At 49.1% G+C, this 13,581-nt stretch carries 10 protein-coding genes; 8 read left to right on the forward strand and 2 right to left on the reverse strand.

What is annotated here, in order from left to right:
- Nucleotides 1–305 precede the first annotated feature (305 nt).
- The 8 genes from N0M98_RS28390 (at nucleotide 306) to N0M98_RS28425 (ending at nucleotide 12,721) form a co-directional block, all read left to right on the forward strand.
- Nucleotides 306–2,750, forward strand: a complete 2,445-nt coding sequence (locus tag N0M98_RS28390; protein ID WP_259619865.1) for a sulfatase-like hydrolase/transferase — start codon at nucleotides 306–308, stop codon at nucleotides 2,748–2,750.
- Nucleotides 2,751–3,048: 298 nt separating this feature from the next.
- Complete coding sequence (locus N0M98_RS28395; RefSeq protein WP_259619866.1) at nucleotides 3,049–6,084, forward strand: CotH kinase family protein; 3,036 nt, start codon at nucleotides 3,049–3,051, stop codon at nucleotides 6,082–6,084.
- Nucleotides 6,085–6,248: 164 nt separating this feature from the next.
- The gene (locus N0M98_RS28400; protein WP_259619867.1) at nucleotides 6,249–7,547 is read left to right on the forward strand and encodes an outer membrane lipoprotein-sorting protein; all 1,299 of its coding nucleotides are present in this window, start codon (nucleotides 6,249–6,251) and stop codon (nucleotides 7,545–7,547) included.
- Nucleotides 7,548–7,860: 313 nt separating this feature from the next.
- A complete protein-coding gene (gene alr / locus N0M98_RS28405; RefSeq protein WP_259619868.1) occupies nucleotides 7,861–9,048 on the forward strand; it encodes an alanine racemase in 1,188 nt (395 codons plus the stop codon).
- Between the two features lie 326 nt (nucleotides 9,049–9,374).
- Nucleotides 9,375–9,656, forward strand: a complete 282-nt coding sequence (locus N0M98_RS28410) for a CopG family ribbon-helix-helix protein (protein ID WP_028553084.1) — start codon at nucleotides 9,375–9,377, stop codon at nucleotides 9,654–9,656.
- 3 nt (nucleotides 9,657–9,659) lie between these two features.
- Nucleotides 9,660–10,010, forward strand: coding sequence for a type II toxin-antitoxin system PemK/MazF family toxin (locus N0M98_RS28415; protein WP_028553083.1), 351 nt, complete (start codon nucleotides 9,660–9,662; stop codon nucleotides 10,008–10,010).
- A 298-nt stretch (nucleotides 10,011–10,308) separates the two neighbouring features.
- A complete protein-coding gene (locus N0M98_RS28420; protein ID WP_249865904.1) occupies nucleotides 10,309–10,461 on the forward strand; it encodes a hypothetical protein in 153 nt (50 codons plus the stop codon).
- Nucleotides 10,462–10,492: 31 nt separating this feature from the next.
- Nucleotides 10,493–12,721, forward strand: coding sequence for a Tex family protein (locus N0M98_RS28425; protein WP_375295560.1), 2,229 nt, complete (start codon nucleotides 10,493–10,495; stop codon nucleotides 12,719–12,721).
- A 119-nt stretch (nucleotides 12,722–12,840) separates the two neighbouring features.
- On the opposite strand, the gene cmpA is transcribed toward N0M98_RS28425, so the two are convergent.
- Together cmpA and N0M98_RS28435 are read right to left on the reverse strand one after the other, a co-directional pair.
- A complete protein-coding gene (gene cmpA, locus N0M98_RS28430; protein WP_249865903.1) occupies nucleotides 12,841–12,981 on the reverse strand; it encodes a cortex morphogenetic protein CmpA in 141 nt (46 codons plus the stop codon).
- Nucleotides 12,982–13,172: 191 nt separating this feature from the next.
- The gene (locus N0M98_RS28435) at nucleotides 13,173–13,532 is read right to left on the reverse strand and encodes a hydrolase/acyltransferase (protein ID WP_249865902.1); all 360 of its coding nucleotides are present in this window, start codon (nucleotides 13,530–13,532) and stop codon (nucleotides 13,173–13,175) included.
- Between the last annotated feature and the right edge of the window lie 49 nt (nucleotides 13,533–13,581).

Here is a 13,581-nt window from a genome sequence, read left to right on the forward strand (position 1 = left end):
TGGTTATCTGGACAATTTCCATTTTACCAAACATGAAGGGTGTTTTTCTGTCAAGCTTGCTAATTTTTCAAAAGATTTTCAGTAGCAGCAGTATCTAAGCGTGTTTTTCAAGGTGCGAAACTTGAGTTACATATTTTTTGCAAGTTACGAAATATTTAATTTATTGTAAAAAATAGTTCATAAATATCTAGTAATATGATAAGTAGCCACAGAATTTTGAAACATTGGCTAAAATTAAGGGTGTAGCTAGTTAATTAATATTTGATATTATTTAAAGTAAATCTGTTTCGGGAGGATCATTTGATGTGAATAAATTCATAGTTTTTCTTACTTCTATAGTACTTATTGTCTATTTTAATGTGGTTCCGACTATTGCTGCAATAACTCCCCAATCTAGTTCACAAGCAATTTATGGATCAGAAATAACAGGGGGAAAATCCTGGGTTTCTTTTAAAGATAACAACAAAGAGGTTAAAATACATTTAAAAAACACTGGTAACATAACTTGGACGGGTGAAAATCATGTTTACTTAGCTTATCATTGGTTAGATTTCGATGGGAATGTGATCATCTATGATGGTATTAGGACGAGTTTACCTAAAGATTTAGCACCAGGGGAATCTGTTACGTTACTTGCCAAAGTACAGACCCCTGAAAAAGCTGGCTTTTATCAATTGCAATGGGATATGGTTCAAGAGAATGTAACATGGTTTTCTGGAAAGGATCCTAATAATGTTTTAACAACGAAACAAGTAGTCTTTAATATGTATTATTTTGTATATAGTATTCTTATACTTCTTGCTATTATTGTGGTAACTTTGAATGCTCTTGCGAATAAAAATAAAGTTATAATTCCGAATTACATTCATAGATTTAACAAATGGGTTTGGTCTAAACTCGATTTAATGTGGTTTGTAATAGCTAGTTTTTTGAAAATTTATTATTTCTCCGACCTGACTCACATCGTTTTAACACCCGATGCCAAAAAGGTTTCCTTCTTATTTGCTTTATTAATAGGCCTTTTATTCAATTTAATGAAGCATCGAAAACGTCGTGTGGCGATTGTGACTGTCATTAATTTAATCATATCGCTAACCATTTTAGGTGATTTGGTTTATTTGGAATATTTTGATAACGTGCTTTCGATTCCTGTCCTTTTGTACATGGGGCAGGCTGCATCGGTCAAAGGAAGTATTATGCAGTTACTGCATTACAACCAATTATATGTTTTGGCAGACCTAATCATAGGAGTAGTTTTACTGCTCTTGCCACAAAAAATGTATTTCCCTGAATTGAGAATGGCTGGAAAATCAATAAATAAAAAAGCTTTGACGGGCGCGTTATTTGTCGCCTGTACGGCATTATTATTTTTAAACATTAAAACAATTAGTAAAGAAAATCCGGGCATATTCGTTCAAAGATTCAGCAATAGCAAGATTGTCGAAAGTGTAGGCGTGATGAATTATCACCTATTCGATGCCTATAAGTTTGTTAGCGCTAGCTTTAATAAACCAAAAGTAACTACGGACCAATTGGCCGCGATGAGCGAGTGGTTTAAAGGCCATTATACCAATGATAAAAATGCCGATTACGGAGTCGCTAAAGGAAAGAATGTTATCGTTATGCAGGTTGAAGCGCTCCAGCAGTTTGTAATTGGCCTTAAAGTCAATGGGCAGGAGGTAACTCCTAACCTTAATAAACTTATTAAAGACAGTATGTATTACGAAAATTATTTTGATCAAACGAATCAGGGTAGGACGTCGGATGGAGAATTTACATCCTTGACATCTTTATACCCTTTGAATGAAGGATCGGTATATTTCTCTTATCCTCAGCAAAATTACGATTCATTGCCATATGCTTTGAAGGACAACGGCTATACAACATTCTCTGCTCATGCATACGATGGTCAGTTCTGGAATCGTAAAACGATGCACCAGCATCTAGGAATTGATACAAGTATGTTTGGCTCTGATTTCGCTCCTGGAGAGAACATAGGATGGGGGTTGTCAGATAAGGACTTTTTGAGCCAATCTGTTCAAAAAATTGCAACGCTCCAGCAGCCGTTTTTCTCGTTCTTAATTACGCTTTCCAATCATCACCCTTATGATGCGTTACCAGCCCAGTATAAGGTGTTTGATGAGAAAGAAGGGAGCATGCTGGACAGGTATTTGAATACCGCCCATTATACGGATATGGCTATCGGAGCATTTATAGATGAGTTGAAAAGTAAAGGGTTATACGATAATACGGTGCTGGCTATCTATGGTGATCACGATAGTGCCATTGACATCAAGGACATTTCAACGGTTGTACAAACCGGAACGGAACCGATTGATGCATCCAAGTTGGATAAGGTACCGTTAATTATTCATATTCCGGGCTATACCAAAAACGCAACCAGCAGTACTGTAGCCGGACATTTGGACTTGACGCCGAGTATATTGCACTTGCTTGGTATTTCTGAAGAGAACCATCTCTTTATGGGCAATGATTTGTTCGAGAACGATCCGTCCAGATTAGTTGTGTTCCGGAACGGTTCTTACGCTGATCAGTCTCATTATTTCCTTACGCTAAGCGGTTCTATTCAGGACGGGCAATGCTATGATCTAAGTACAGATCAGCTGCAACCGATTAGCGCGTGCTCGGCAAATGCCGAAGAAGCCCGCAAGCGTCTGGACATGTCGGATTTAATGATTCAAGCTAACTTGATGCCGCGGCTAAAATCGGAAGAAACAGCTATTAAATAGTTCCTTTTACCCCCCCTTAATCTTAGGATTTTGGGGGCTTTATTTATAATCACTGCCAATTCCTTGCACATGAGGCCTATAGTCAGATCTTTAACATAGGTCTAAAACCACACAAAAACCGCAAATTATGCTATAATTTGTCGTATGCTGTAATATACATAACACAATCATTGGAGGAGAAATGAGACTTCTTAGACTAGTCAACATGGTTTTATGCGTTGCATTGATAATGCCGTTTGGTTTGAACATGAATACGGTACCTGCTCATGCTGCCGAAAAGCAGCACTGGTCAGCTGCAGTGTTTCAGAAATGGACCGACGGAGGGCTGCTTGAACCGAATGAAGAAAGGTTCAATAATCCTGATGAGGACATTACCCGAGGGCAGTTTATTGCATTAGTGAACAGAGTTTTCCATTATACGGAGACCAAAGAACAGATGTTTGTCGACGTTCCCGAAGACGCATGGTATAAAGAAGAGGTGGCTAAGGCCGCCGCGGCGGGCTACATCGAGGGCGTGGAGAATGCTCAAGGAGAATTGGAAGCAAGGGCTGAAGCGAATATAAGCCGGCAGGATGCGGCGACGATTCTTTGCAGGGTATTTGCTATCCAGGAAAGCTCCGGTTCTATAAACGTCCCAAAAAGCAACTTTATCGATGTGTCGGACATTTCCGACTATGCTAAGTCTTACGTGCAGTCGCTAATCGCCAAAGGGGTGATTACAGGATATCCCGATCAAACGATTAAGCCTAAAAACAATGTGACTTTAGCGGAGACATTAACGATGCTCGACCACCTCTCGGGGGCTGTTTTGAATCATGAGCAGGCATACAACGGCTCTTACGACGGGAATGTGATCGTGAATACCGGAGGAGTTACGCTGCAGAATGTAACGATATCCGGCAATTTGTACTTAACGGAAGGAATAGGGCAAGGCAATGTTACGCTGGATCATGTCCATGTTCAGGGGGCTACCTTTATCAAAGGCGGCGGGGAGCATACGGTTACGATCAAAGATTCGACGTTCGCGGGGAACGTTGTCGTTGCCAAAGCGGACGGCAAGATTAGAATTAGCACCGATGGCCAGACGGCGATGAGGTACGTTGAGCTTCGTTCTGGAGCGATATTGGAGCAGGCGGAGGGTTCTTCAGGCAGTTGGGGGAATGTGAACGTGACGCCTTCCAACGCGGATCAACCGGTCATTCTGCAGGGTCAATTTTCTAATGTTCGTATATCCTCTCAAGCTAGCATAAATGTAAAGCAGGGAATGATCGCAAGCTTGGAAATTGCCAATGATGCGGCGCCTTTGAAGTCGAAGCTTCAAATCGAGGCCGGAGCGACCATTAACAGCTTGATCGCTAATGCTGCGGTTGAGATCGTCGGCGATGGCGACATTCAAGAGGCGACGATTAATTATAATGACGTATCTTTGGCCAAATGGCCTGATCAAGTGAAAGTAGCCGCAGGAATAACTGCGACTATAGCCAACAGTCCCGTTACGGCAAATACTCAGAGCCCGACAACGCCTGTATTTGGCGGTGGAGGTGGCGGCGGCAAAAGAACAACTGCAGCCGATGCGGATGCGGAGAGCGTCGCTCTGGCCAAGCAGCTTTTGACATTGGGGGATACTTCCGCTCTGATTGCGGATAAAATCGACTTACCGAATTTAGGAGCCAACAGCACTCCGATTACTTGGCAGTCGGACAACGAGAATGTTCTGCAGATCGGCAGCACGGTAACGGGTACCGTCTATGGAAAAATTATGAGACCGGATACCGGACAACCGGATGCAGCGGTCACATTAACGGCTACTTTGCGTAAAGGCAGCACTCAGGATACAAAAGCATTTCCAGTGGTGATCAAGGCAAGGCAGGACAAAAGCTTAAATGCTTTAACGGCTGACGGCTTCAAAGGGGAAATTCATGATAACGCCAACGAAGTAACCGTTTATGTCCCCAGCTCTACCGATATGGATAAGGTGAAGCTGGAAGTTGCGTTTACCGGAAGCGGCATGAAACTGGGAGATTCAGTGATTACTAGCGGTCAAGCGGTTCATCTGGAAGCTAGTCAAAATTTGACCGTTGAAACGGATGCGTACGATTCGCGGACTTATCGCCTGAACGTTCATAAGGTGGAGACAGGCTTAGCGACGGTGGTCATCAGCACATACAATCGCGAGCCTATCCAAAAAGAAGTGAAAAGCAAAGGAACGATGCAGTTAATCGACGGCAGTGTCTATTCGTATGGAACAGGGCTGTATAATGGAGATATTCAAATTAAGGGCAGAGGAAACAGCTCCTGGGGGATGCTGAAGAAATCTTACGCCATTTCGATGGACAAGTCTACCCCGCTGCTGGATATGCCGGCAGACGATGATTTCGTTCTCATCGCTAATTACGCGGATAAGTCGCTGATGCGCAACTACACGGCGTATGAGCTGGCGCGGGATTTGAATATGGCTTACAGTCCTCGGATGCGGTATGTGGAGCTATTCCTGGATGGCGAATATCTTGGCAATTACTTGTTGGGGGAAAAAATTAAAATTGCTCCGGACCGCGTTCCGATTAATAAGATGAGCTCGAAGGATAAGTCCGGGGACGCGATTACCGGTGGATATCTAATAGAAAAGGATGGTTTGGACCGTTTAGATCCGGACGATATATATTTCAACACGGATAAAATAGCGGGCTTCGACGTGTTCAACATTAAAGATCCGAAATCCAGCAAGCTGAACCAGGAACAGCTCAAGTATATTACGAATTATTTTCAAGAAGCGGAAAATGCCTTGTACAGCGATCATTTTACCGATCCGGAGACGGGATACAGTAACTATTTCGATGTAGACTCGATCATAGACTGGTATATGGTCAACGAGCTTTATAAAAATGTGGATGCCGCATTTGGAACCAGCGTATACCTTTATAAGGATAAAAACGGAAAGATCAGCATGGGGCCGGTATGGGACTTTGATATTGGAGCGGGAAATATTGATTATAACGGCAACGATGACCCGACAGGCTTCTATATTAAAAACGCCGTGTGGATTTCGAGGTTTTTCGAAGATCCGGCTTTTGTACAGAAAGTAAAAGCGCGCTGGGAGCAAATGAAGCAGAAACAAATACCGGATTTGTTCAATCGGATTGACCAAACAAGCAATCAGCTGCAAGCTTCGGAGCAGACGAATTTCTCCAGATGGCCGATTCTCGGCACTTATGTTTGGCCGAATGCGAGCGGATGGGAAGAACGTACGACTTACGATTCCGAGGTCCAATATTTGAAGGACTGGCTGCAGAAACGGTATATGTGGCTCGATCAAGCGTTTAGCGAACTGCCCTAATTTCCATTTATACTCAGTTTTGAATCAACATCTACCACCAACTCCTATAACCATCCGGTTATAGGAGTTTTTATTTCCTGCTCCAACCTTGTCTGCATAATTGTCCAAGTCCCCACATAGACATGTTATCAGTTGATTTTACTCTAGCGGTGGAGGGGATTTGAATGCGGCGATTCACTTGGGTGATTGCCTTGGTGTTGAGTTTCAGTCTGGTATTGGCGGGCTGCGGCAAAAAGGATTCAGGCTCGGTAGTAAAGGATTTGGATTCGATGGTGAACAAGCTGCAGAGCTATCAGGGCAGCGGGCGGATGGTGCTCCATACCGGGCAGGAACCGCAGGAGTATCAAGTGGAGGTATGGTACCAGAACCCTCACTACTATCGAATTTCACTGACGAATGCGAAGAAGGACATCACTCAGATCGTATTGCGCAATGACGACGGGGTATTCGTACTGACACCGCATCTGAACAAAAGTTTCCGTTTCCAAAGCGATTGGCCGGAAAATCAAGGCCAGGTGTATTTGTACCAATCGCTTGTCCAAAGTATTCTGATGGATAATGATCGTCATTTCACTTCGGACGACAAAGCGTACATCTTCGATGTATTGGCCAATTACCAGAACGGCTCGCTTGCGCGGCAGAAGATTTGGCTGGATAAAAAGAGCTATGCGCCGCAGCATGTGGAGGTATCCGATTCGAATGCGAATGTGATGGTGATCGTGGACTTTAATCAATTTGAATTCGGCAAGAAATTCGATAAGGATTCCTTCGACATGCAGCGGAATATGACAAGCTGGAATGTCACGAATATGCCGACGGCGGCGGCAACGGCCCCTGTAGGCAATGCGGACAACGGAGCGGCCGCTGATGCTGGCAAAGGCGCAACCGGCTCGAAGGAGGCCGCAGCAGGCTCTGCAAAGGCTCCGGCGACAGCAACGACGGGAAGCGCAGCAGGCAGTGCCAACGGCGCTCAGGCGGGCTCTGGAGCGGCTAACGGCAGCGGGACGACAGGCGCCAAGGCCGGAACAGCTTCCGGAACCGCTGGAGCAAGCGGGACAACGGGAACCGGAGCCACCGGAACGACTGCCGGAGCTGCCGGGGACGCAGGTAAGCAGAAAGCGGAGCAGCAGTTCGGTGTCATTGAGCCCGGGTATTTGCCGAGCGGCGTGAAGAAGCAGGATATGAGCGAGATCAAGCTGGGTGAGGAGAAAGCGGTCATGCTGCGCTATTCCGGACAGTTCAATTTCACGCTCGTGGAATCGCGTCCTGACTCGCAGACGATGTCGGCGCTTCCGGGGGATATTGTGGACTTGGGCTACACATTGGCGGTCGTAACCGGCGACGAGAAGAAAACATTAACCTGGACGTACGACGGCGTCGAGTTCAGACTGTCCACGGCCGATTTGACCCAGACGGAAATGATCAAGGTGGCGCAGTCCATCCAGGATCAGAGTGGCAAGTAATTGTTGGAGTACCTGTATAATAATTCCATTTAGGCGGCTTTCGGAGAGCGTTCGATCCGATTATGAGTTGCGTCTGAAGGAGTGCGTTTTCCCGTAACTTGACAGGAGAATCCGGAGATTAGCATGATTTCCGTAGGCGGTACTGCCAAAAACTGACGGCTTCCTGACGCCCGGATGTTCAAGATATTGTTCATTGACACCCGAGGGAGAAACCGATTAACATTAGGTTTATTAAAAGACACGAGGAATGTCGAGGGGGAAGTTCCCTGTTTCAGGGAGCTTCCCTTGATTTTGGCAGAAGAAGGTGGACTTGATGGATTCGTTTTACCGGCCTACGCGAGTGGAGATTTCTCTGGATGCATTGCGCAGCAATCTGGGAAGATTTCGGCAGATGCTGCCCTCCCACGTGAAAATGATGGCGGTGGTCAAAGCGGATGCTTACGGGCACGGGGCGGTAGAAGTGAGCCGCGAAGCGCTGCGCTGCGGTGTGGAATACATTGCGGTTGCTTTTTTGGATGAGGGACTGGAGCTAAGGCAGGCGGGAATTACGGCTCCGATTCTGGTGCTGGGTTATACGCCGCCGGAGGGGCTGGAGATGGCCTGGGAGCACGACATTACGATTAATGTGTACAGCAATGAGGTATTGGATGCGTTTGAGCGTCTGCAGGAGCGGGAGAAGCCGCTTCATGTTCATGTGAAGATCGACTCGGGGATGAACCGTCTCGGTCTGACCACGGAGGCGGAGGCGATTGCCTTTATTGAGCGGGCGCTGCACATTCCGGGCCTTCATGTCGAGGGACTGTTCACTCATTATGCCTGCGCGGATGAAGAGGATAAGTCGTATACGCTGGAGCAGTACCGGCGTTTCGACCGGGTTGTACAGCATTTTGCCGCTCAAGGCGTCGCGTTCGATTATGTGCATGCAGGCAACAGTGCGGCGGCAATCGATTCTCCGGATTTGACCTACAACATGGTTCGTCTCGGCATCAGTATGTACGGCTTGTACCCGTCTGACGAGGTAAACCGTCAGGCGATCGAGTTGGAACCCGTGCTGAGCATCAAAACGGGCGTCGTTATGGTGAAGCAATTACCCGAGGGAGCCGGTATCAGCTACGGTACGGTCTACCATACGGCGGGTGAGGAAACGATAGCTACCCTGCCGATCGGGTATGCGGACGGTTTCTCGCGAATGCTGACAGGCAAAGCCTATGCGCTGGTCAAGGGGCATAAGAAGCCGATCGTCGGGCGAATCTGCATGGATCAATGCATGATGAACGTTACCGGGCTTGACGATATTCATAACGGCGAAGAAGTCGTCATTTTGGGAAAACAAGGCGAAGAGCGCATTACGGCGGAGGATCATGCGGCATGGCTCGGTACGGTTAATTATGAGATTACATGCATGATATCTCATCGCGTTCCCCGCGTATATATACGGGACGGGGCCGTCGTCTCTACGGTCAATCCTTTGATGCGGCAGGGCTGGAACGCCCGCGGGTAAGGACGGCAAGGGGGAATTTTCCAGTCATCTTTTTGCGAATAGTGCGGAGGATTTTCGGGTTGAACCGCGAATATGTACTGTACATACTTCTGTGGATTCTTAAGGACTTGAGATTCTGATAGCAAGGGGATGCGGCCTGATTGCATATATGACGGAGAAAGGCCCGAGCGTTTTTAAGCGGACGGCGGGCGGTTAGATCATTGACGATAATAAGAAGAGGTATAACATAACTGCTATACCTGCTGCATATACTCATCTTGTATAATTTTGCTGTATATTCGCCATAATGGTAATATTGCTTGTATGTTTTTGGGGGTGCATGCTTGGTGTCCAACGCGCAGAACACGAAACGAATTATGATCAGCTTGCCGGACTATTTGCTGCAGGAAGTGGACGGCATCGTGGAGAAGGAAAACTCCAATCGCAGCGAATTTATTCGCCAGGCGATGAAGCTGTACTTGGTGGAACGGAAGAAACGTCACCTGAGGGAATCCATGCAGCGCGGCTATATGGAAATGGCGAAAATTAATTTACACATGGCCTCGGAGGCATTTCAGGCGGAGGAAGAAGCGGATAACACACTGGACCGTTTAGTAAGCGGGGTGTAACTATTGATTGTCAAAAGAGGCGATGTGTTTTTTGCAGATCTTTCACCGGTCGTAGGTTCGGAGCAGGGTGGAATTCGGCCCGTACTCATTATTCAAAATGATATTGGCAATCGCTTCAGTCCTACGGTTATCGTGGCGGCGATTACCGCTCAAATTCAAAAGGCTAAGCTGCCCACGCATGTGGAAATTGATGCGGAATCCCACGGCTTTGACAGAGATTCTGTCATATTGCTGGAGCAAATTCGCACCATTGATAAACAGCGTCTGACCGACAAAATCACTCACCTGGACGAGGAGACGATGCGTAAGGTCGACGACGCATTGCAAGTAAGCGTGGGTTTGATTGAGTTTTAAAGCATTCGCGGATTGAAGCGAGGGACCGAGCTTAAGGTTCCTCGTTTTTATTTTGCTTGGAAAATGAGGCAGCCATTTCCTGCGGGTATTGCAGAGGGTTACAATTAGCGAGTGGAAGCCTCTATCGACTGAAGGGCACCCACCCTTTAGAGGAGCACATCACTTTTGGGGATTGGTTCAAGGCCCGCTCATCTTGTGATGAACTCAGCTTGAGGGGAGCAAGGTTCCTCAGCGCGGCCGTTATGGATGAGGCTCGTTCCGGCCGTTATTTTTGGCGTAGTCCGGTTTGTGCATTATAATGGAAGTATCTGTATGGGGACTTAAGAACGGCCGGCAGCTGCATGGCGGCGAATCGCCTCTGAATACGGGGGAAGCCGGCCGGATGATCGACCTTAAGCGAAGGCGCAAACGAAGGCTGCATACGAGCATGACTCCCTTTGCGGGGGACTAGGGTTTCTTAAAGCGGAGGAGGACAACTATTCATGTCGATGTCGAAAGAAGAAGTGCTTCAACTGGAAGATAAGAAAACGGGGACGGAGCTGACGGAGGAGGCGAAGGCCGCGATCCAAGAGCGGATTTTGAAGCAGATCGCCGGAGAGCTGCAGCTCGCGGCGGGCAAGGTGCGTACTACCGTCGGGCTGCTGGACGAGGGCAATACGATTCCTTTTATCGCGCGATACCGTAAGGAGATGACCGGCGAGCTGGATGAAAATCAGCTGCGGGATATTGAGGAGCGTCTGACGTACTTGCGGAACCTGGAATCGAGGAAGCTGGAGGTGCTCCGGCTGATTGACGAGCAGGGCAAGCTGACGTCGGAGCTGAAAGCGGGGATCGAGCAATCGGTCAAGCTGCAGGAGCTGGAAGATCTGTACCGCCCGTACCGCCAGAAGCGGAAGACGCGTGCGAGCGTAGCGAAGGAGAAGGGACTCGAGCCGCTGGCCGAGTGGATACTCTCGCAGCCGAGACAAGGCGATTTGCTCGCCGAAGCAGGGCGCTACGTAAGCGAGGAGAAGGCCGTCAAGACCGCGGAGGAAGCGGTTCAAGGGGCTATGGATATTATCGCGGAACAAATCGCCGACGACGCCAAAATCAGGGCGTGGGTGCGTAAATATACATACGATCAAGGCATTGTGCGGACTGAAGCGAAGGATGCAGAGCAGGAGTCGGTTTACGAAATGTATTACAGCTATCAGGAGCCGGTTCGCAAGCTGCCTCCGCACCGGATTCTTGCGATTAATCGCGGCGAGCGCGAGGATGTGCTGAAGGTGGCGCTCGATGTTCAGAACGATCGTATCCACGAATATATCGGACGCCAGATGATCAAGGGAGCTTCGGTGACGAAGAATACGCTGATCGCGGTGATCGAGGATGCGTACAAGCGGCTGCTGGCCCCGTCGATTGAGCGCGAGGTGCGCGGCGAGATGACGGAGAAGGCGGAAGAGAAGGCGATCGAAGTGTTCGCCGAAAACCTGCGCAATCTGCTGCTGCAAGCCCCTATCAAAGGGAAGGTCGTGCTGGGCGTCGATCCGGCGTACCGGACAGGCTGTAAGCTCGCGGTCGTGGACGAAACGGGCAAAATGCTGGAGATCGCCGTAACCTATCCGACGCCGCCCAACAATAAAGTAGCGGAAGCGAAGGCCAAGTTTCGCAAGCTGATCGAAACCTACGGCGTCGAGCTGATCGTTATCGGCAACGGCACCGCCTCGCGGGAGACGGAGCAGTTCGTAGCCGATTTGATCGGCGAGATCAAACAGCGGAAGCTGCAGTATTTGATCGTCAATGAAGCGGGAGCGAGCGTCTACTCGGCTTCCAAGCTGGCGCAATCCGAATTTCCCGACCTGGACGTTGCGGAGCGCAGCGCTATCTCGATTGCGCGCAGGATTCAGGACCCGCTGGCGGAGCTCGTCAAGATTGAGCCCAAAGCGATCGGCGTAGGCCAATACCAGCATGATGTGACGCAGAAGCGGCTCGACGAGAGTCTGACCTTTGTGGTGGAATCCGCGGTCAACCATGTGGGCGTCGACGTCAACACCGCTTCGCCGTCGCTGCTCTCTTATGTATCCGGCATTAACAGCACGCTGGCGAAAAATATCGTCAAGTTCCGCGAGGATAACGGCAAATTCGTAAGCCGTACGCAGCTGCAGAAGGTGCCGCGGCTCGGCGCGAAAGCGTACGAGCAATGCGCCGGATTTCTGCGCATCAGCGACGGCAAGAACCCGCTCGACAACACGCCGATCCATCCGGAGTCCTATGACGTGGTGGACAAGCTGTTCCGCGAGCTGAAGCTGGAGCTGTCGCAGCTCGGCACGCAGCAGCTGAAGGAGATGCTGCAGCATCTGGAGCCCGCGGAGCTGGCTGTGAAGCTGGGCGTCGGCGTGCCGACGCTGCGCGATATTCTGGACAGCCTGCAGCGTCCGGGACGCGATCCGCGCGACGAGCTGCCGGCGCCGATCTTCCGCACGGACGTGCTGCAGATCGAGGATTTGGTCCCGGGCATGGAACTGCAGGGGACGGTGCGCAACGTAATCGACTTCGGCGCATTCGTCGATATCGGGATCAAAAACGACGGGCTCGTGCATATTTCCCAGCTGAGCGATTCCTACGTGAAGCATCCGATGGACGTTGTCTCCGTAGGCGATACGGTGACGGTATGGGTGTTGAGCGTCGATCTCAAGAAGGGCCGCGTCAGCCTGACGATGAAAAAGCCGTGAGCCGGCGTCAGCCGAGCTCACCCATCCATGCCGCATAGGCGCTTACCTACTAGCATACGAGTGACGAAAATAGAGCCTCTAACGCAGCTCGGGCTGCGCTAGAGGCTCTATTGGTCATGTTAAAGCTGCGACGACGAGGATTCCTCCGTATCGGTTCTGCGCGTACGGTAGAAGAACCAGCAATCGTTGAGCAACCGGATTTGTCTACGGTTTTTATTGTGGAACGCTCGCATCAGTTGATTGCAAAGCCATTGTGGCAAACCGATCAGCCCCTTCCCTCCTGCCATTATGCTGTTAAACCTGCCGTGCCTGCGAAGCGGGGTTGATCCAGGGAGCCGCTCTTCAGCGGAGCTTCATGTTCTAAACAAACCCTGGGACGCTGCTCCTTGAAAGGCTACATTAAAGGTCTCATGATACAGCATATGGCTGGGTGGGCGAATGGGTGCAGGTCCTAGTTAGACAGTTCTTCCTCTTCCTCGTACCACTGCTCCAACTGCGCCTGCAGAGCGCGGATTTCCGTAAGCAGCGAGACGAGCGGATAAGCTTTCTCGTTAATGGCGGAGAAGGCCTGCTCCAGCTGGTTGATGTACTCTAGTCCGTGATGGAGCTTGTACTGCGGATGGACGATTTCCAGGTTATCGCATTCGGCGATCACCTTGGGAAGAGACGGCACGTTGGAGGCGGTCAGCTTGTCCAGTTCTTTGTGCAGACGTTGATTAAGGGCGGTCAATTGATATAGATGGGTTGCAGGCAGCTCGACAAATTCAATGTGCTCGCCGAGCTGCAGTACGCCGTATTTCATTTTGGACATGTCATGTTGCTCCTCTCATCCGTTCCTATATACTTGACAGTTTAGCCTA

The sequence above is a fragment of the Paenibacillus doosanensis genome, assembly GCF_025060755.1.
Classification (GTDB): domain Bacteria; phylum Bacillota; class Bacilli; order Paenibacillales; family NBRC-103111; genus Paenibacillus_S; species Paenibacillus_S doosanensis.

Coding starts and splice junctions, on each gene's coding strand:
- N0M98_RS28435 (WP_249865902.1), bottom strand. CDS start 13,532: ATGTCCAAAATGAAATACGGCGTACTGCAGCTCGGCGAGCACATTGAA.
- alr (WP_259619868.1), top strand. CDS start 7,861: ATGGATTCGTTTTACCGGCCTACGCGAGTGGAGATTTCTCTGGATGCA.
- N0M98_RS28425 (WP_375295560.1), top strand. CDS start 10,493: ATGTCGATGTCGAAAGAAGAAGTGCTTCAACTGGAAGATAAGAAAACG.
- N0M98_RS28420 (WP_249865904.1), top strand. CDS start 10,309: ATGGAAGTATCTGTATGGGGACTTAAGAACGGCCGGCAGCTGCATGGC.
- N0M98_RS28400 (WP_259619867.1), top strand. CDS start 6,249: ATGCGGCGATTCACTTGGGTGATTGCCTTGGTGTTGAGTTTCAGTCTG.